An 18,851-nucleotide genomic window follows, 5' to 3' on the forward strand; every position below is an offset into this window, starting at 1 on the left:
TGGTGGAGGTCGAGGATGCCGTCGGTCGTGGGACTGCTGGAACAGCGTGAGCTCACCGCTCGCCGTCGTGTCGACGATCTGCGGGAGGAGGCCGACCGCCTCCAGGCGGAGCTGGCCTTGGCTGAGCGGGAGTGGAACGAGTGGGTCATCGCCCGCTCACGCGTTGGCGAGGTACTGGCCCCGGGCAACGACGCCGTCGTCGGCCCCGCCGCCTCCGAGGGTCTGCCGGCTCCCGGTGTGCAACCGGCGCGGCCTGAACCGGCGGAGGCGGCGAAGCCGAAAACAGTGGTGCCGGTGTGGCGCGCGGGGCTGGCCTGGTCGGCGCTGTCGGTGGACTACCAGCGCATCCTGCAGGCCCTCAGCGACCGTAACCGACTCGGTCAAGGAGCGTTGACGTGCCAGGAGATGGCCGCTTGCTTCGGCCTGGACCCCGTACCGGGAAAGGTGGAGGCACTGCGATCGAAGGCCAAGCGGCTGACGGCGCGCGGCTGGCTGATTGAGCCGGCACCTGGCCGATTCACGCTCGCGAAGGACGTGGCCGGGCAACGCGGCGGGTCATGAGCATCGTCATCGACCAGTAGACCATCGCCTCAGCGCTGGCGATGGAACGCTCGAAGTCGCGCACGAGACGGCGACTTCGCATCAGGTGGGCGAAGAACCGCTCGACGATCCACCGCTTGGGCAGCACGACGAAGCCGCGCATGTCGTTGCCGCGTTTGACGATGGCGAGGGCCGCGAGGCAGTACTCGACGAGGCTGCCGGTGTATCCGCCGTCGGCCCAGACCAGGGCCAGCAGGTGGTGCGCGGCAGTGACCTGGGTGAGCAGGACCTGGGCCGCAGCGCGGTCGCCCACATCCGCTGCGGTGACCATCACCGCGAGCAGCAGGCCAAGGGTGTCGACCACGACGTGCCGCTTGCGCCCGTTGATCAGCTTGCCGCCGTCGAAGCCGCGGCTGTCAGAGCCGACGACCTCGTCCGCTTTGACCGACTGCGAATCGATCACGCCCGCGCCCGGCTCCGAGTCCCGCCCGGCCCGCTCGCGGACCAGGCGGCGGAGCCGGTCGTGGAACTCGCGGACCAGATCGTGGTTGCGCCAGCGCCGGAAGAACGCGTAGACCCGGTCCCACGGTGGGAAGTCGGCAGGCATGGCCCGCCACTTCGTGCCGTTGTCGACCAGGTAGCGGATCGCGTCCAGCATCGCGCGGTGGCAATAAGCCTCCGGTTGCCCGCCCCGGCCCCGGCCAGCCCGGCACCGGCAGCAGTGGCCGGACCACCGCCCACTCGGCGTCCGACATGTCGGTGGCATACCGACGCTCGCGCGCCCCGTGGTCTCTGGCGTTCCCGAACCTGTGAGCCAGACAGTCACACGCGAGAGTGGCTGAAGTGGACCCCACTCCCGCGTTGCCGTAGAAATGCGACAACAGGACCTCCTGGAGCGCACGTTGGCTTCGACACCCTTCGAGCTACCAAGAGGCCCTGCTCTCATGCACGGCAGCCGCCGCAGTCACCCGATCGACTGACTTCTCGACGAGATCGGGACGACGACAGTCGCGTCGCTTCTCGTGATCGCTGGGACGGACAAATTCGCACTGCCATCCAGGTAGACGGTCGGCTTGGTGACGCCCCGAGGCCGCCTCGCGGGTTTGAGCCCGGTGCCGCGACTGACGAACCTGGCGAAGAGTCGTGTCCTACCGGCTCGAGGCGCGGCCAACAGCCCCCGCTACGTCCTACTTCTCCTCCGGCTCCCAGGCGCGGAGCAGGTCGAGCAGCCCTGCGTCTCCGTCAACGTGCAAGGAGTCGGCCTGGATCCGGTCGTACAGGTAGAGGACCAGCTCACTGGCCGTGCCGTGGACGGAGGCGCCGGCTGCGTCCGAGTCTTCGCCGGTCGCGGCGGTGGGCGCGGGGATGTGGGTGGTGCGTGCGCCGTCGCCGTCGACGGTGAGGCGCCAGGAGCGGCCCTCGGCGGCGTGGAAGTCGAAGGCCGTGGGCTTGTGCGGCCAGGCACTCGGCGTTGCGCAGACGGTGAACAGGAACTCCTCCACACCGTCGAGTGCCAGCTCGACCGGCAGCGGCTGCGGGGCGCCCCCGGCGAGCTGGGCGTCGTAGGTGTGCACAGCGGTCTCCTGGACCCGGTGCCGGGCGGTGCCGCCGGCGGTCTGCGGTGACTGCGACGCGGGCCACCACGTCCAGCAACCGCTCTCCGGTCCCGCCGCGCGCAGGGCGCCCAGCAGAAGCTGCGTCGACGCGTCCAGCCAGGCCAGCAGGGCCTCACGCTCCTGCGGCACTTCCAGCGCGGCGCGCGCGGCGACGGCCTCGGCCGGGGGAGCGTCGGCAGACCCCGCGCCGACGATGGCGGCCCAGAAACGGTCTCCCCCACCCAGGTGCTTCACCAGATCGAACAGCGTCCACCCGGGGCAGGTCGGCACCTGCGCGTCGAGACCGGGCGCGGCGGCGACCACGGCGCGGAAGGCGGTCGACCGTTCATCGATCAGTCGCAACAGGTCAGGGAACTCAAGATTCTTTTCCACGCCGGATGTCTATCACCGTGCTCCGGTGATCGGACAGCGATTTTCACAGTCGCCGCCGGTTGGCCATTGCGGACGTCCTCGCCTCCCACCGCTCGGGTGACAAGCTGCGCACTGCTGCGAGGACGCTGGTGGTGGCGGTACGCCAGGCGTCGTGCCTGTGGGTGCTCTGGCCTCGCCGTGCGGCCGGGCACCTCGGCGACGTGACGTCCACCCGGTGCGCGCGGTCATGCTGCCGCTCGTTGTGATGGACGCGGAGGTCACGACGGCGGGGAAGGACCGGTCGGGTCGGGAGTTCAGGTGACCCCCGTTCGACCAGCACTCCTCAAGTTCGGAACAACAACAGCCACTGAGGCCACGATGCCTGCTGATCCCTCGCCGGGCTGCTCGTGCAGCCGGGCCGGCGCAGAGGCGCCCAGAGTGCTTCTCTCAAGGCGGCTCCAGACCAGTTCCTGAACTACCGTCTTCTGCCTGGCTGTGACCGGAGTCCCTCCGGTCACACCTGTACCGCTGCAACGGCCAACTCCGAAGCCTGCATCGCCGCCCCTCCCCGCCCAGGGCCTCCACCTGATCAGCCAAGGGCTCAACGACCGTACCGGCAGCCAGATTTCAGTGACAATGAAACGACATGCGTTGTCTCCCGTCAGACCGTCACAGCCCTCGCCGACGGGTTCTGGCCGCCCCTTCGGCACCGGCAGCTTCGCCAGGAGGTGGTAGCCGGCCGAGCAGCGTGACCAGCACCCCCGTCCCAGCCGTGCCCGGAAATGGACATAGGCTCGCGAACCCGTCCACTGAGAACGCTTCGTGCACCACAGTGCGTACGCTGCCAGCGTTTGGCCGTCTTTCGAGGAAGAGCTGCGGATGACTGACAATCCGTCTGTGCCCGGACCGCGCCGGGACATGGCGATGCACAACGACTGGTGGGCTTCGGGCTGGGACCACGTCCTGCCCCGCCAGGGCTTCCCGTTGACGATGCTGATCGGCACCGCGAGCCAGCCCGGCTTCACCGGCTCCCTGGACGACCTCCTGCAGGAGATCTTCGACGGCCACTGGGACATGATCGGCGGCGATCTCGACGGCGCGCTCACGTTCTCGTGGCCCGATGAGGAATGGGACTACGAGGAAGCGCCGGAGGGCCGCGAAGCATCCGAGGCGAACCGCTGGGAGAAGTTCGGCGCCATGCTCACGGCCGCCGGCTTCCCGGTGCCGACGACCGTGCGGGACCTGTCCGAGCTCTACCTGACCTGGAGTCTGGCGCGCCGCGAGGAGACGCCGGACGGCATCCGATGGTCGATGCCCGCCGCGCTGCCGCTGCCCGGTGACCTGCTGCCCCTGGATGCCGAACTCACCAAGCGGCTCGACTGGATCCGCTGGACGATGCGCACCGGCCCGCTCGTCAACGGGCTCATCAAGTACCTGGTCGACGATCTGGGTGAACCGCAGGAGGTCCTCACCTCCCTCGACCGCCTGGCGGTCGCCACCGGCCAGGATGCCGACGACGTCCGCATCGCCCTCGCGGAGCTCGTGGAGTCCGGCGACGCCCAGGTGCACCGCGGGAAGGAGCGGGCCGACGCGGAGAGGCTGGAGGCACATCAGCGCTTCCGCCTGGTCATGGACTGGGACCACTTCAACGAGACCCGGATGCACCTGAGCATCAAGACCGACGACGCATGACCGAGAGCGTGCCGGGCCCGGTGGGAACGCAGGACACGCGCCTGATCGTGGTCCGCGGCAACAGCGCCTCGGGGAAGTCGTCCGTCGCGGCCGGCCTGCGCGAGAAGTTCGGCCGCAACCTCGCGATCGTCGGCCAGGACAACCTGCGCCGGATCGTGCTGCGCGAACACGACCGGCCTGGAGCTGTGAACATCGGCCTGATCGACCTCACCGCCCGCTACGCCCTGGACAACGGCTTCCACGTCGTCGTGGAGGGCATCCTGTACGCCGACCGCTACGGCACGATGCTCCAGGACCTGGTGCACGCCCACCGCGGTGTCTCGCGCTGCTACTACCTCCACGTGCCCTACGCGGAGACGGTGCTGAGGCACGCGACGAAGCCCGACGCCGAGTACCTCAAGCACGTCACCGCCTACCACCTGAGCGACTGGTACAGGGAGAAGGACCTGCTGCCCGACGCCCTGGAGACCGTCATCGACGCGGCCAGCACCCTGCACGACACCATCCAGCAGATCCTGCGGGAGAGCGGCCTGGACCGAGTGCTCCCGATCGACCGCTGACGAGCCAACGGGACATCTATCGTGGCTCGGAGGTCGCATCGTCCAACGACGCCACGTCCTCGGGTGTCACGCTGTGGCCGGCTGTGGCTCCTCCAGGACCTCGGCGACCATTCGCGCGAGCGAGGCGACCTGCGGTGGCAGGTAGCTGTCCAGTGGCGCGGATCAGCGTCATCCGTATCCAGTCGTGCGCGAAAGGTGCGCCGGGATTTGGACGCCGGCAGGATCTTGCCGGACCGCGTGGTGGAGCGGCGGGAGCGGGAGGAGCAGCAAAACGCCTACTCCGCCTTCCTACAAGCTGCCGGAACATACGGACGCCTCCGACACCAGACATGGCGTCCATGGTGATCGCCGCGTACTGCCAGCAGCACACCGATATCTCGATGGACACACTCTCGTCCCACCTCCAGGCCGATCCGCAGCGGCTGTTCACCGAGGCGTGCTTGTACGGGCTGTCGCGGCAGGCGCCGGCTGACCTCGCTCTGGCCGGGCCATGTGAGCGCGGCGCGGCGAAGACGACTGCGCTCCGGCCGCCGCGCCCCGCGCCGGCAGCTGCTATCGGGAGTCTGCCGACCTCGTCCCTCCCTGGTGAGCGACCGAGTCGGCGTCATCCAGCCACAGCGGCTACGTCGAGTGCTTGGCGGAGCTGGTCGACGCCGGGTCGCCCGATCCGCCAACCGAGCGAGCACGACGAGACACCGTCTACCGTGCACGAGCTCGTCAGACACTCACCACCGACCTGGGGCAACGGGAACACGATCCGGCCAACTTGACGCGGTACGGGGAGGAGGGGCCGATTCCCCACTGCGCCGGGATGGACCCGCCGGTGTGGACTGGCCATGCTGACAACTTCGGAAAGCCTCGCGGAAGGCATCACAGACGGTCTATCACGGCCTGTCACTGTTCTTGACGATCCATCGGGAGTGAGAGCGATGAACTCTGCACACCAGCACCGCGACCCCGCACACGAGAACGCCCCCGCCACCGCGGTGGACGGGCGCGACCCCGAACTGCTCCTCGTCGACGCCGGATCGGTGCGTGACGTCACCCTGGGGAACTGGTCGCACGGCCACCCCGACGACACGCAGCACTGGACGCCGACCCACGACTGATGCGCTGGGCGGCCGGGTTCCGGGCAGGACCGGACACGAGCTTGACGCATGTCCCGGCGCCTGTCGCCGGGGAGGGGATCCCCGGCTTCGCCACGGCGTGGACTGTCGGACCCGTCCTGGTGCGCACGGTCGAGGGCGACGGCCCCGGACCGTCCCGGATCGCGGCCGCCGGCGACTGCCCGCCCACGCATGACGAACTCGCCGCCACGCTCCACGCGATACGGGCCGGGCACCTGGACCGGATGCCGGAACGGCCGGGTTCGTGTCTGCTGATGGCCGAGACCCGCGACCGTACGGTGGTCGTCGGCGACCGCGCCGGGGTCTGGCCGGTGTTCTACCGTACGGATCTCGACGGCGGAGTCTGGTGGTCGAACGCGGCGACACCGCTGGCCGCGCTCTCCGGCCCGCCGATCCCGGAACTCCGCGCGCTCGCGGCCCGCACCGCACTGCCCGACGTGGTGCTCGACCCGCACGCCGCCCTGTTCCCGCAGGTCGCCCGCGTGCCACCCGGCATGGCCCTGCTCTGCGAACGTGGCTCGGCCCGCCTCGTCCGTACCGGTACCACCACCCGGGCGCACGCGGAGCACCTCACCCTGCCCGAAGGGACCCGGCTCCTGCGCACCCGGCTGACCGAGGCGGTCGACCGCCGCGTACGGTCGACTTCGCTGCGCTCCGCCGACCTGTCCGGAGGGCTGGACTCCACGACCCTGGCCCACCTCTCCGCGCGGGCGGGCAAGACCCATGCCGTCACGTACACCGACGAGTGGCTGCGCAACGACGATCTCCCGTACGCGACGGCCGCCGCCGACGAGATGCCGGGCGCGGTCCATCACGTGGTGACCGGCGACCGCTCCACCCTCCACTACACCGGACTCAGCCCGGAGCACCTCGCCGTCCCCGTCTCCGACGCCCCGAGCCCCACCGTCGTGCTGTGGGCGATGAAGGCGAAGGTCCTGGGAGCGATGGCCGCGCACGGCTCGCGCGGCCACTTCGTGGGCACCGGCGGCGACACCGTGCTCACCGCGTCCGGTGTCCTGACCGACGCCCTGCGCGCCGGACGGCGCCGCCAGGCCGCCGCGGCGGCCAGGGCGGCGGCCCGGGTCACCCACACCTCCGCATGGAGCCTGTGGCGGGCCGCCCGGTCCAAGGCCGCGCTCACGTTGACCGTGGAGGCCGGGCACCTCACGGACCGGCTGCGCGGGCCCGCAGCCCCGGCCGCCACGGCGCACCGTGGGACCGGCGGCGCCGATGCCGCCTGGCTGCCGGTCCAGACGGTCGCCGGCTGGATGCCCCGCCCGGCCCGTGACCTCCTGGCAGACCACGTAACCGACACCTGCCGGTCCCGCGAACAGCCGAACCGCCTCGCACCCTGGCGCGACGCGCACGGCCTGGCCAGGGTCGGTGACGACGTCGCCCAATATGCGCACCTGGCCGCGAGCCTCGGCATGCCCCTCTGGGCCCCGTACCTGGACGACGAGGTGGTCGCCGTCTGTTTCGGCGTACCGCCGGAGGAGCGGCACGTGCCCGGCGCGTACAAGCCGCTGCTAACTCGCGCCATGCGCGGCATCGTCGCCGACCCGGTCCTGGACCGCCGTACCAAGGGAACCTTCGGCGGGCCCGTCTACGCGGGCCTGGCCGAACACTCCGCCGCACTCACCGAGCTGCTGGGCACGGGCTCCCGCCTTGCCCGACTCGGGCTCGTCGACCCTGCCCCCGTGACCGCCGTACTGCGCCGGGCGGCGCCAGGGCTACCGCTGCCGCTCGGCTCGGTGCACAACCTCGTCGCGGTCGAGGTGTGGCTGCGGCAGCTGGAAACCCAGAGCCGCTCGACGTGGTGGAAGGAGGACCGATCCCGTGCCCTGGGTCCTGCCCCGCACCGTGCACGTCGTCCATGACGAGACCGCGGGCGCCGCTTTGCTCGACGAGCGCTCCGGACGCTGGTACCACCTGTCCCGGCCAGGAGCTGCACTCCTCAAGGCGATCCTCGCCGGCGCCGACCCGGAGGCCGCCGCAGCCGAGGCGGCCGTACCGGGCGATGACGCGTCGCGCTCGGACCGCGCCTTCCTGGCCCTGTTCCACGACCTGCGCGCCGCGGGACTCCTGATCCGGCACCCCGACGTGCCGCCGCGCCGCCGGTGGCCGTTCACCGGACTGTTCACGGGGAGGACCGGACGATGAGCCTGCCCGTCGCTCCTGCCGCCGGCCCGCAGCCCTCCTTGCCCCAACTACTCTGCGGATCCTTCGGCTTCCTCACCGCCGTCCTCCTGCTGAGACTCCCGCTGCACCGCACCACCGCCCTCGTGCGCCTGCTGCACCGTCTGCCCCTGAGGGAACCGGCGCAGCCCCGGGCCGCCCGCATTGTCCAGGCGGCGCGCTCAGCCGGCGCCTGGTGGCCGGGGCGCGCGGCCTGCCTTGAGACCTCGCTCGCCGCGAGCCTGGCGGCCGTCGCCCAGGGCTACCGCCTCTCCTGGTGCCTCGGCGTGCGCTTCCTCCCGCCGCCGCGCGTCCACCACGCCTGGGTCGAGACCGCGTCCGGCCCGACCGGCGAACCCGAGACCGCTCTCCCACACGGCTGGCCCTACGCGACGGCCCTGCGCGTCTGATGCGTGCCGGACACCCGGCGGCTCACGCCTCGTCAGCGCCCGTGGCCGGCCGGTGTAACAACCGCCGTCCCACGTGCCGCGCCACCATCACGAAACCCGAAGCGGTCGACCTCCAGACAGAGAACGACGTCCGGCTCGTGTACTCCCCGGTAGTCACCCCGCACGCCCGTGGCGGCCAGCTCGTGGTACTCCGGCCGGGCCGTCGGGGGTTGCGGTAGATCCGGCAGACGACCGACGGGATGGCGCCAAGCTCGGCGAACGGGTCGCGGCCGTCGATGAGGATCGTCGGCCGCAGGGCGGGGGCGGGTGGGTGGATCCAGTAGGGCGCCGCTGCCATTCCCTGAGGTGGTCGACTGGCGGTGCCGTACCGGAGAGTGGAGCCCGCCCCGGGCTACGCGTAAGGGCCTGCGCGGGGAACACGGTCCGGCAGCAGGCCGGGGGCGGAGTAGAGGAGGAGCTTCGGCGCTGCCTTTTGGCGGCATGCGAAGCCCTGTGCGAGGTGAGCGCCCGCAGGGTCCGCGAAGCACGAGAGCAGTGATCTGACCCTGTTCGTAGAGGTCGTAGCGGGTGCTCGAACTCCAGCTCTGCTGGAGAGCCGTCACCTGGCCCTCGGTGAGGCCGACAGGGCGGCCGATCTTCTCGGTGACCGCTGTCGTGACGTGCAGAGCGCCGTCCCGGGCGAGCAGCCGCGCGGCGTCGTGGATGAAGCGCGGGAGCTCCAAGAACTGGAGAGCGTGATGGCAGGAGATGACGTGGACGGATCCGGGCCGGAGGCGGCCGGGTATCTGGTCGGCGTCGGAGCCGTGCCGGAGGAAGGCGGCGGTGCTGTGGTCACCGTGGAGCTGTACCGGGCGTGCTCGACCGCCACGGTGGAGAAGTCGAAGCCCATGGTGATCAGTTCGAGGCCGGCCAGTTCGCAGGTGAACTGGCCGAGCCCGGCACCTACGTCGATCGCGGCCCTGTCCGGGGCGGGATCCACGTAGTACCGGAACCGGGCGGTCTCGGAGCGGCACGGGCTCCGCGACCACGCCGGGTCGCACGTACATGTGCGCGATCGGTCTCGTTGTGCGAGGACCTGTCGGTGGAATGGCACACGATCGTGCCAGAGGTCGGGACCTCAGCGATCCATGGTGACGCGTGGCCGGGCAACCTGGTCCGAACGCCTGGTGGTCCCCTCCTCATGGACCTGGGGCGTTTCTCTCTGGGGCCAGCAGACTGGGACCTCGTCTCGACGGCAGTCCGGTGGCGGACAACAGGCGCGGTCACCACAACCGAATACCGGCGCTTCTGCGAGATCTACGGCCGAGACGTGACGGCACGGCCCACTACCGTCTGCTTGCCGGGGCCAGAGAACTACGGATGGTCTCCTACGCGGCTCAGCACTCAGCGACCCATGCCGAATGGGCCTCGCAGGCTCAGTGCCGCGTGGACTGCCTTCGCGGCCGTAAGGGTCCTCGCAGTCCTCGCCCCTGGAACTGGAAGGGCATCCTCTAGTCATCTGAGTCAGGAATTCTGTTCAGATATGAGGCGAGGCGGTCGAAGATCTCGTCTGCGGTCCTGGTCCAGATGGAGGGCTTGGGCCGGTGTTCCAGGCTGCCTGGCCGCGTTGGCTGTGCTCGCGGCCATACTCGCAGTAGGGGGCTTCCGGTGACCGGGGGGAGAGGAGCTGGCAGGGTGCCTGAGCGGGTGTGATGGTGGGCCTCGCGCCGTGCGATGTACGCGGGCCCACCACCGTGATCGCCCTGTCGGAGGGGTGTTTCGACGGTACGGGGTGTTGCGGACCTGCGGCGCGGGGAGTTGGTCCGGACGGGGCTCTGGTCCACGGCCTGGAGCGTGGGGGCAGCCCGTCAAGGCGCAACAAGTTCGAGAGGTGCGACGACGCGCTCCCGCCCTCTCAGAGCAAGGGAGAGTGGACACGCGATGAGCGGCGCTGGTTTCGCAGGGAGCATCCGCTACGAGGTCTTCCTGCAACGTGAGAGCCCTGCAGTGGATCGAGCAGCGCAGAGGATCGGAGAGATCCTTGGGCACCCCATCGTCCCCGCCTGGCCTGAGGCCTGCGCGATTTGTACGTGCGGCGACCTCAAGACCGGCTGGGTGCCGTTTCACACGGCCGAGACTCAAGCGGTGAGCCACGGCATCTTTCACCTCACGGAGAAGTTTGACTGGGGAGTTCGCTGCGCTGCCTGCAGCCGCTTTGATGCCGCCTACCTTGACCTTGAGCAGTCGGGGGACAAGCTATGGGTGCTGTCCAAGTGCGACGAGCACCACGGTGTGCCGCAACAGCCAGGGGCGTTCATTGTTGCCACGGAGCAGGTGTTGCCGGGTAGTCCCCCGAAGAAGCGATGGTGGCAGCTGTGATGTGGTGGCCTTGACGAAGGACGGATCCTGCGGGGACACGGCCGGCTCCTACCGCAGTTGCTGGCCAATGCGAGCGAGCAGAGTTGCGGTTGACGTGAGGCCGTCCTGTTCGGAGATGTCGTTGAACTCCTTCTGCGCCTCGAGAGCCCGGTCCCTGGCCTCCTCGGGGCGATCGAGGGCGAGCAGCGCCTCGGCCCAGACCTGTAGGGTCCGGCCGGTCCACAGAGGCTGCCCCAACGGGGTGAGCCGGGCCAGGGCGGCTTCGGCGATCTGAGTCGCCCGGGTTGCGGAACCGCTGCGCAGGGCGATGGTGGCGAGGGCGACGCGGCCGTAGCACTCGCCGAGCCGGTAGTCGATACGCTGGGAGACATCCACCAGCTCTTCGACGCATCGCTCGGCCTGCGGGAATTCCTCCCGCTCTAGATGTAGCTCGACCAGGGCACCGAGGGCGTTGACGCGGCCCCGGCCGCTGCCCAACTCTCGGTAGATGTGCAGCGCACCCAGTGCGCTGCGTTCGGCATCGTCGTAGTCGCGCATGCTGCGTTGCGCCCAGCTCAGCGCACGGAGCGACTCGGCCTGCTCGAAACTGTTGCCCGCCTCCTCGCTCAGTTCACAGGCGGTTGCAGCCAGTGTCGCCGCCTTCTCATAGTGGCCGAGTCTGCGGTGTGCCCAGCTGAGGTTGCGCAGGGCGTAGGCCTCACCGGCGGCGAGCCGCAGGGTGCGGTAGCGCTCAAGCGCTTCCTCTGCGAGTCGGATGGAGACGCTGACGCTCCCACGCTGGAACTCCAGGTCGCTGAGCAGGGCGACAGCGTCGGCCAGACCGGTGGAGTCCTGGACCGAGCGGCACAGGACGCGAGCAGCCTGAAGGGCCTCGTGACACTCATCCCACTGATTACGGAAGAAGGCCAGTCGGCCGGCGAGGAGACTCCCTCGTGCGAGCACGGCGTTCCCGCCCGCAGCCTCAACACGTTGGCGCTGCTCTGTCAGCACATTCAGGTGGAGCATGGCGGAGCCCAGATCGTGGCTCAGTATGGCCTCCTCCGTTGAACGTTCCCATTCCCGTGCCGTCGTCATGTCGCCGACAGCGAAGCGGTGGTACGTCTGCTCAAGGAACATCGTGCGCCCGACTGCCGCGAAGTACCGGGCCGCGGTCTCATGCAGCATGCGCAGCCGAAGGGGTTCCTCGTTCGCGAGGTCGGCAAGCATCGGTTGGCGGATCAGAGCATGGATCTGCCGATGTCCTGTGTCCCCCAGCGGGCGGACGAACGAGTATTGCCGGAAGCGTTCGAACCACCCCTGCGGCAGTTCTTCTCCTGCCAGCAACGTCGCCAGCGCCTCCCGTGTCGGGGACCGCAACACCACAGCAGCTTTGAGGACTTTCTGCTGAGCCGGAGGAAGCCGCGAGAGAAAGACTCGGGGCAGCCAGGTCTGCGCCGGACGCCCGGCAGCTTCCCGGCGCAGCAGACCAGGGCTGAGCCGCTCCCCGCGTTCTGCCAGGGTCTGCTCCAGATCGGCAATGAGCGAGAGCCACAGAGGTACGCCGTGACAGGCCTCGTGGGCTGCCTGCGCAAGGTCCTCGTTGGTCATCTCGCAGGAGGCGAGGAACCTGACCGTATGAAGGGTCTCCCACGCGGAGAGTTCATGGCTCTCGACCCCCAGCCCCTTGGGCATCGGTATCTCGTCACGGCCCGCGACGACCACCTTGATGAGGGGGCTGCTCTGCAGCAACGCGGGAAGTGCGACATGCGTGAACCAATGACTCAGCGGCGGTTGCCCCCGTCCGGGCTGTTCCACTGCGATGTCGTCGAGAAGTGCCAGCAGCTCTGCGGTGTCGAGCAGGAGAACCCCGGGACGCCTCAGGCGACGGACGAGCTCTGTTAGCGCGTGGAGCAATTGCCGCCGGTACTGTGTGTAGACCTCCGCGGACGGCCCAGGATCGATGTTGATGGTGTTGCCGGTGATGACGCCGCCGTTCTCGGCGGTGAGTCTTACGTCGACGTCAGCAGGCTCCAGGAGACGAACCGCCGCCTTCGCTGCGCGTTCGTACTTGGCGATCCGGTGGCTCAGGGACGGGTCCCATGAAGCCACAGCGTGGGCGATGCGTGACAGCAGGTCACCTGTCGGAGGCTGATCTCCCCGGGCCGCGCGGTCGTGGCCCCCGCCGATCAGGACACTCAGGTCGATGAGTTCGCTGCGCTGGTCGGCAGGGACACGGCTGTGTAGTTCATCGAGCAGCCGGGACTTGCCCATTCCGGCGATCCCCCACAGGGCAAGCACTTGAGTGTCCGCCTGCCCGACGAACCGGTCGAAGGCCGCTATCGAGGCTTCTCGGTCTGTGAAGGCTCCCTGCCACGGCTCCACCATGCTGTACCCCTCCGCAATCGCGGAACCCCGCCTAGGATCGCACTGTATCGCTCGTCAAGTCTCCTGCGGGGGTGTACAGATGACTGACCAGAGGGGCCGCGCAATCGCTGTCGCAACTGTCCTTCCGATCATGGCAGGCGTGGTCACCAACCTGATGACCGGCTTCACCGACTGGATCTGGATTGGCGTCGGCGCAGCCGTACTGGCAGCGATTACGGGGGCACTGGTCGCAGTGAACCAGCGGCTGACCGGACGCGGCGATGGACAGCGAACCAGCGTCACGCTCACGGCGACGGGCGCTTCGCAGATCCGGGACTCAAGGCTGGAGACGACCGGCACAGGAAGCATCGACATGACAGCAGCCGAGAACTCGAAGATCGAACAATCCGGCCTCAGCGCAGCCGACAGGGACATCCGCCTTCGCGCCGAAGGCGGAAGTGAAATCTCGGGCACTGATGCCTCCTCACGCGACTGAGGGACCGGCGCACCTCCTGGAGACAAACGCCCTCTCAGGAACATCCCGCGTTAGGGCCGCTGCCATCAGCCACGGCAGAACCCATCCCGTACCTCCTCCAGACCGTCACGTCACGTGTCCGGCCACTATGTTGTGGGCACGGCGATCCCGGCCTTCGTCCGCAGCGATCAGTGAGGTACTGAACCAGCCGTTGGGCTCCGACAGCGTCACTACTGTCGCCGTGGAGTTCAGCAAGATCGTGAACACTGACGACCTATCCACCGCGTCGATGCATCCGGTACGAACCAGCTCTTCCTCGGCCCGCAGAAGGATGTCGATGCTGTCGGCAAGGCCATCGATCGTGTAGCCACGCCTCAAGGCGAGGCGCATTCGATTCAGGAAGACACCCGCGCGCCGGTTGGCCGGGACCAGGTCGTCCCAGAGGAGGAAATCACCCCCGGCGATCAAGGCGTCACGCGCAGGCCCGCATACCGGGGTCTGCTCGCGGAGCATGGCGATGAGGTCGTCGCGAGGCACACAGCGACCTGTGCCACCGAACTGGGATCGATCGCCATCGAAGTTGGACCGAGCGCGGTTTGTGACACCGAAGATGGACCGCCGCAGGTCAAGGTCGATGCGCGGCTGCCCGCGCCATGTCGGTCGGCTGTCGGTGGGGTCACCGACCTGTCGGCGGAATGTGGGTGGCGTGAGGGACCGTGGGAACTGGGCCTGGCCGGCTGTGAATGTGCGGTCCCGCCCGCCTCCAGACCCCTCCGAGAATCCGGGAGACCGCCATGCCCTCCGTACCCCAGGTCCCGCAGTGGGACGTCCGCCGGCTGCCTCACGCCGAAGGAAGGAGCTTCCTGGTCACCGGCGGCAACGCGGGCATCGGGTATTTCGTTGCCGAGCAGCTCGCCGGCACCGGGGCCACGGTCGTTCTCGGTAGCCGCGACAGGGCGAAGGCCGGAGAAGCGATCGCTTCCATCCGCTCGCGCGTCCCCGGCGCCAGGGTGAAGCACCTGCCCTTGGACCTGGCCGATCTCGCTTCGCTCAAGGCATCCGTTGACGCGCTCGGACTGGATCGCCTCGACGCCGTCGTCCACAATGCCGGCGTTGCGCTCGACCATCCACCGCGCCGCGAAACCACGGCCGGCCACGAACTGATGCTCGCGACCAACCACCTGGGGCACTTCGCGCTGACCCACCACCTGGCCCCCCTGCTCAGGGCAACCCCGGGGAGCCGGATCGTCACCACCGGCAGCTTCGCCGCCAAGTCCGAACGCCTGGACCTCGACGATCTCCAGAGCACGCACGATTACCAGCCCAAGCGCGCCTATGGCCGGTCGAATGGCAGATAGGCAGGCGGGCCCGCTCCGGCCTGGTCAAACCGTCAGGCTGACCGGGCCGCCGGTGCTGCTTGGGTAGTTCTCCTGCTCCGGGCACAGACGAGAGAGCCGCTCGTTCGCGAGGTCCACAGCGTCCCGCGCTGCCACCGCAGTCGGCGGGGTCGAAACGCGGCGGCCGGCCGTCGCGGGATCCGAGCCGCCGGGGACTTCACCGGTGTGGCAGCCGCTGCCGACGGCGGCCTGACCGTCGACCTCACTGAGGTCGGCGCCCGGCGCCTCGTCGTGGCTGCGGCCCAGCACGCGACCGTGCTGGAGGCAAGCGACAGGTGGCGCGAGGCGTGATGGCGCGCCCTGCCGAAACGAGGACCTGGTGGATATGGCCATCAGCCGCTTCGGTGAGCCGGACCCATACGTCGTCGCGGAGGCCGCGCGCCGGATGAGGTGGTGGCCGCGCGGCTACGCCCAGCCCTGACAGCCCTGTCCGCCTCTGGCCTCGTCGCCGGGGGAGGGTCGTGAGGCGCCCCTACCCGAACGTGGAGCGCGCTCGCCGGGTAGATCGGCCGGGTCGGGTACCGGTCAGGCCGTGGAGGTGGAGGGGCCGGCGGGATCTTTCGGATCGGCGTCGGTGAGACGCCGGGCCAGGACGTGCTGGGTTGGAGCCTGGTGTCCGCCTGAGGCGAGGATGCGCACCTCGTCCCGGTCGCTGATCTCCGCCCGGATGATGCCGGTGCGGTCGGCGTAGACCGGATGGCCGCCGGGCCCCTTGGAAGAGGTGCGTTCGACGATCACAACGTCCTGGGCCGAACCCGAGTCGTCGTCGGAGAACACCAGCTCGTATCGGAGTGGGCTCATTCGGCCTATTTTACGCCGCAGGCCCGGCTACGCCTCCGGCCGACCAGCCGAGAACCCGCTGGTTAGAGTGGTGCGAGGCCGCGCCGCCGCACCAGGGTCGGGCGCGAGACCGGGCCGGCTGTCGACCACAGGGCCCCCGGGCGACCGACCGCCCCGCTCCGTCTCGTCCGACCCACGGCTGCCTGCCCGGAAACCCCGCATCACAGGAGTACCGACACCGCTCCGCCTCCCGACCCCGCCCCGGCCGTGACCGGCTCCGCCGCCGTCCACCGCAGCCGGCGCCCGCGCCTGGCCCGGATGGCCGGCCGTGCCCCGGCGCGACCGACGCCCGCGGCCACCGCCCACAACGTCAGCGCTGCCACAGCAGCCCTCCTCGCACTCGTCGCGATCGGCGCCGCCCTTCACCAGCCGGGTGCTCATACCCCCGCTCGCCGCCAGCGCCGCACTGGTCCACTGCGCCCCCGCGCTGCCACTGGCCCAGTCGCGAAGCGTGGTCGTCGGCCACCTCCTCGGTGCCGCCGCTGGGTACGCGGTGGCCCTCGCGGCGCACATGGTCAGGAAGCCCCGGCCTCGCGGGAGTGCCGCAGCGAGACCGACAGGCCGGCCACCGCCCACGAGATGCCACAGCCGACGAAGAGGACCTCGGCCGAGAGGACCACGAAAAGTGAAGTCGTCCGCCAGGAAGTCCGCGGCGAAGAGAGATTGTAGGCGTCGCCTGTCCACGTGATCCTGGCGGGTGACGATCGACGAAGCAGAATCCTATTCCTGCTTCGAGCACGCGGCCGCATCAGTGAGCTTCTCGACTGCACCTTTCGTCTTCTGCTGCATGGAGTTCGGGTCGTAGTTCATCGCGATAGTCGATTGACGCTGACCATTCGTCGTTGCGTACGATTCGACGAGGTATCCGGGGAAGTTCCCACTGTGCCCCCACCAGGTTCCGCAGGAGAATTTACGGGGTACGATTCCGAGACCGTATTTTGCGCCACTTTTGCCTGTTACCGTCGTCATCATCTCTTTCAGCAGGTCAGGCGGGAGCAGGCGGCCCGTCAGCAAAGCGTGGTAGAACGACGAGACATCACCTGAGGATGCAATGATTCCACCGCCGGCCCACGCGATGGAGGGACTGAATCGCGTCACGTCGGTAGCGGGCGGCTTCCCGAGCACAAAGTATCCGTGCGCATGGGAGCCGGCGATATCGGGCCCGGTGGGCAAGTAGGAAGAATCCAGCTTGAGTGGTTTGAAGATGCGGTCGTTGAATTGGGTGGCCAGAGAGGCTCCGGCCACCTTCTCGATGATGAGGCCGGCCACCGCATAGTTCGTATTCGAGTATGCGGCGTCTGTGCCAGGCTGAAACGTCCTTGGCAGGGATGTTCCCAATTTCACGAGCTGCTGTGGCGCCGTGACATGCGTGACGTCACCGGCGAGGTACGGGGCCAGGTATTGCGGGTTCTCCTCGTAGTTGGGGATTCCGCTCGAGTGGTTCAGGAGCTGGCGGACGGTGATCTTTTCGCCTTCGGGGACCAGCCCGGGCAGCCACTTCTGCACGGAATCATCGAGAGTCATCTTCCCTTCGTCGACCAACTGAAGAATGACGACTGCCACGTAGGACTTAGCCAGGCTGCCAATCCTAAAGCGGTCCTCCACCTTCATGGGGGTGCGGGATGCGATGTCGCCCAGTCCCCAAGCGTTAGCGACCTGGCTCCCTTTGTCGGCAGTCACCACCACTGCGCCGGGGACGTCACTGGCCAGCACCGCTTCGACGTCCTGTTGCAAATTCTTCTTCTGGGATTCTGAACTCGGTTCTCCCTCATCGCCACAAGCGCTAATGAAGAGGGCAACACCAAGGGGAATGACAATCAGCCTGATCGGAGCCTTCACAGTACACATCTCCAGCGTGGGGGTCGCGGCTCTACAATGCCCATCCTCGAGTCCTGTGTTAGGGAGGCACGCCGTAGCGGGCGGGCTCGGGGAGAGGTCTTACCGGAGTCTGGGGACGTGCAGCGAATAGGCGTGTCTCGGAAGTGGCGGGTCCAACCTCGATCATTCATGAGTCCCCGTCAGCTTGCTGACGGGGACTTTTTGGCTGTGTGATGGGTCTTTTCGGGGCTGGGGCAGGTTGAGGGCCCGGTTGTCGCGTCGGGTGGGCGCCGGGTTCCACTTCGCCGGTGTGGTGGTGCGGGTTGTCGGGATGGTCGAGGTGGCTGGTCAGATGGGGTTCGGGAGCCTGTAGAGCCTGTCGATCGCCTGGGTGCCGCCGCCGGAGTCGGTGCGGATCAGTGTCCGCCGTCCCTGCCGCAGGCGTTGGGGCAGTTGGGCCAGGGCGAGCTGGGCGGTTTCGATGTGGTCGCTCGTGGTGTTGGAGCCCGCGTTGCCGGGCCGTAGCAGGGCGGCCACCGGCTCCCCGGACCCGGTCTGGCCGTGGTCGACGAACGCGACGAGCGGATGATGGCCGAAGGCCTTCTTCCAGGTCGTGGTGGCGTCCTGTTTTTCGGAGTGCGCGAGCACCAGCACACCGTCGATGTCCACGATCACGCTGTCCTCGGCGGCCGGACCGTCCGCACCGGCCAACTCCCAGACTCGCCCGCGCACTTCGGCTCGCGCCGTGCGAATCGCGGTGAGCGCCTTCGGCCCTGCTGCGGCAAGGACGTCGACGAGCCGGGAGACCGTCGGGTCGGACGCCACCCGGCCGAACATGTGGGGCTCGGCCCGCAGCATTCGGCCCGCAGCATGGCGACATCGGCCGGGCAGTCCTCGCCCAGAGCCGTCGCGAGCGCGATATCCAGCAGGACCTTGCCCAGGTCGTGCACCGTCCGCCGCTTGCGCCACGGCGCCGGCGCCGCCGATATCGCGGTGTCCAGGCCCGCCGCGCGGACCGTCTCGACCAACAGCGCCGCCCCAGCTTGCGAGACCACCCCACTGCCATCGCCCTCGACACGAACACGCGGGTACAACCCGATACGCCTGCTCACCTGGAGAGTGCTTCTTCCCGTGCAGCCAACAGGACCC

At 68.9% G+C, this 18,851-nt stretch carries 19 protein-coding genes and 2 pseudogenes; 13 read left to right on the top strand and 8 right to left on the bottom strand.

Translation table 11 applies throughout. The features are described from left to right. Positions 1-15: 15 nt before the first annotated feature. Positions 16-561, top strand: coding sequence for a hypothetical protein (locus tag OG462_RS41350; RefSeq protein ID WP_405862057.1), 546 nt, complete (start codon positions 16-18; stop codon positions 559-561). Here the strand turns inward: OG462_RS41350 and OG462_RS41355 are convergent. Next, positions 518-1,198 (bottom strand): IS5 family transposase, encoded by a 681-nt coding sequence (locus OG462_RS41355; RefSeq protein WP_406066110.1) that lies wholly within the window; start codon positions 1,196-1,198, stop codon positions 518-520. The genes OG462_RS41350 and OG462_RS41355 overlap by 44 nt on opposite strands. A 529-nt stretch (positions 1,199-1,727) precedes the next feature. Beyond that, on the bottom strand, positions 1,728-2,528 hold the full coding sequence (locus OG462_RS41360) for a maleylpyruvate isomerase N-terminal domain-containing protein (RefSeq protein ID WP_406066112.1): 801 nt from the start codon (positions 2,526-2,528) through the stop codon (positions 1,728-1,730). An 858-nt stretch (positions 2,529-3,386) separates the two neighbouring features. Here OG462_RS41360 and OG462_RS41365 point away from each other — a divergent pair. From OG462_RS41365 to OG462_RS41405, 9 genes are all read left to right on the top strand, one after another. After that, complete coding sequence (locus OG462_RS41365; protein ID WP_406066114.1) at positions 3,387-4,199, top strand: DUF6042 family protein; 813 nt, start codon at positions 3,387-3,389, stop codon at positions 4,197-4,199. Further along, positions 4,196-4,759, top strand: a complete 564-nt coding sequence (locus OG462_RS41370) for a kinase (protein ID WP_406066116.1) — start codon at positions 4,196-4,198, stop codon at positions 4,757-4,759. The genes OG462_RS41365 and OG462_RS41370 overlap by 4 nt, the downstream gene beginning before the upstream one ends. A gap of 929 nt (positions 4,760-5,688) precedes the next feature. Then, on the top strand, positions 5,689-5,868 hold the full coding sequence (locus OG462_RS41375) for a lasso RiPP family leader peptide-containing protein (protein WP_406066118.1): 180 nt from the start codon (positions 5,689-5,691) through the stop codon (positions 5,866-5,868). Between the two features lie 41 nt (positions 5,869-5,909). Continuing rightward, complete coding sequence (locus tag OG462_RS41380) at positions 5,910-7,763, top strand: asparagine synthase-related protein (protein ID WP_406066120.1); 1,854 nt, start codon at positions 5,910-5,912, stop codon at positions 7,761-7,763. After that, on the top strand, positions 7,723-8,046 hold the full coding sequence (locus OG462_RS41385; RefSeq protein ID WP_406066122.1) for a hypothetical protein: 324 nt from the start codon (positions 7,723-7,725) through the stop codon (positions 8,044-8,046). The genes OG462_RS41380 and OG462_RS41385 overlap by 41 nt, the downstream gene beginning before the upstream one ends. Continuing rightward, positions 8,043-8,471, top strand: a complete 429-nt coding sequence (locus OG462_RS41390) for a lasso peptide biosynthesis B2 protein (protein ID WP_406066124.1) — start codon at positions 8,043-8,045, stop codon at positions 8,469-8,471. The genes OG462_RS41385 and OG462_RS41390 overlap by 4 nt, the downstream gene beginning before the upstream one ends. 752 nt (positions 8,472-9,223) lie before the next feature. Further along, positions 9,224-9,454: a hypothetical protein gene (locus tag OG462_RS41395; protein ID WP_406066126.1), complete on the top strand. Its 231-nt coding sequence runs from the start codon at positions 9,224-9,226 to the stop codon at positions 9,452-9,454. A 116-nt stretch (positions 9,455-9,570) separates the two neighbouring features. Beyond that, entirely contained in the window at positions 9,571-10,122 is a 552-nt protein-coding gene (locus tag OG462_RS41400) for a phosphotransferase family protein (protein ID WP_406066902.1), read from the top strand. A 269-nt stretch (positions 10,123-10,391) separates the two neighbouring features. After that, the gene (locus OG462_RS41405; protein ID WP_406066128.1) at positions 10,392-10,829 is read left to right on the top strand and encodes a hypothetical protein; all 438 of its coding nucleotides are present in this window, start codon (positions 10,392-10,394) and stop codon (positions 10,827-10,829) included. Positions 10,830-10,877: 48 nt separating this feature from the next. Here OG462_RS41405 and OG462_RS41410 read toward each other — a convergent pair whose 3' ends face one another. Next, entirely contained in the window at positions 10,878-13,193 is a 2,316-nt protein-coding gene (locus tag OG462_RS41410; protein WP_406066129.1) for a tetratricopeptide repeat protein, read from the bottom strand. A gap of 139 nt (positions 13,194-13,332) precedes the next feature. Here OG462_RS41410 and OG462_RS41415 point away from each other — a divergent pair, with 139 nt between their 5' ends. Further along, positions 13,333-13,668 carry a hypothetical protein gene (locus tag OG462_RS41415; RefSeq protein ID WP_406066131.1) on the top strand — a complete coding sequence of 112 codons (336 nt, stop codon included), beginning with the start codon at positions 13,333-13,335 and terminating at the stop codon, positions 13,666-13,668. 105 nt (positions 13,669-13,773) lie between these two features. On the opposite strand, the gene OG462_RS41420 is transcribed toward OG462_RS41415, so the two are convergent. Beyond that, positions 13,774-14,184: a hypothetical protein gene (locus tag OG462_RS41420; RefSeq protein WP_406066133.1), complete on the bottom strand. Its 411-nt coding sequence runs from the start codon at positions 14,182-14,184 to the stop codon at positions 13,774-13,776. Positions 14,185-14,441: 257 nt separating this feature from the next. Between OG462_RS41420 and OG462_RS41425 the strand changes: the two are divergent. Continuing rightward, positions 14,442-14,993: pseudogene (locus OG462_RS41425) on the top strand (SDR family NAD(P)-dependent oxidoreductase); the annotation flags it as partial. 36 nt (positions 14,994-15,029) lie between these two features. Here OG462_RS41425 and OG462_RS41430 read toward each other — a convergent pair. Together OG462_RS41430 and OG462_RS41435 are read right to left on the bottom strand one after the other, a co-directional pair. Then, complete coding sequence (locus tag OG462_RS41430; protein WP_406066135.1) at positions 15,030-15,293, bottom strand: hypothetical protein; 264 nt, start codon at positions 15,291-15,293, stop codon at positions 15,030-15,032. Between the two features lie 276 nt (positions 15,294-15,569). Next, on the bottom strand, positions 15,570-15,845 hold the full coding sequence (locus tag OG462_RS41435; protein ID WP_406066137.1) for a DUF6296 family protein: 276 nt from the start codon (positions 15,843-15,845) through the stop codon (positions 15,570-15,572). Between the two features lie 412 nt (positions 15,846-16,257). Between OG462_RS41435 and OG462_RS41440 the strand changes: the two genes are divergently transcribed. After that, a complete protein-coding gene (locus OG462_RS41440) occupies positions 16,258-16,572 on the top strand; it encodes an HPP family protein (protein WP_406066139.1) in 315 nt (104 codons plus the stop codon). Between the two features lie 32 nt (positions 16,573-16,604). Here OG462_RS41440 and OG462_RS41445 read toward each other — a convergent pair whose 3' ends face one another. Next, positions 16,605-17,723 (bottom strand): serine hydrolase domain-containing protein, encoded by a 1,119-nt coding sequence (locus OG462_RS41445; RefSeq protein WP_406066141.1) that lies wholly within the window; start codon positions 17,721-17,723, stop codon positions 16,605-16,607. Between the two features lie 369 nt (positions 17,724-18,092). Further along, positions 18,093-18,814 (bottom strand): annotated as a pseudogene (locus tag OG462_RS41450) (transposase); the annotation flags it as partial. Positions 18,815-18,851 lie beyond the last annotated feature (37 nt).

It is taken from the genome of Streptomyces sp. NBC_01077 (assembly GCF_045162855.1).
Classification (GTDB): Bacteria; Actinomycetota; Actinomycetes; order Streptomycetales; family Streptomycetaceae; genus Streptomyces.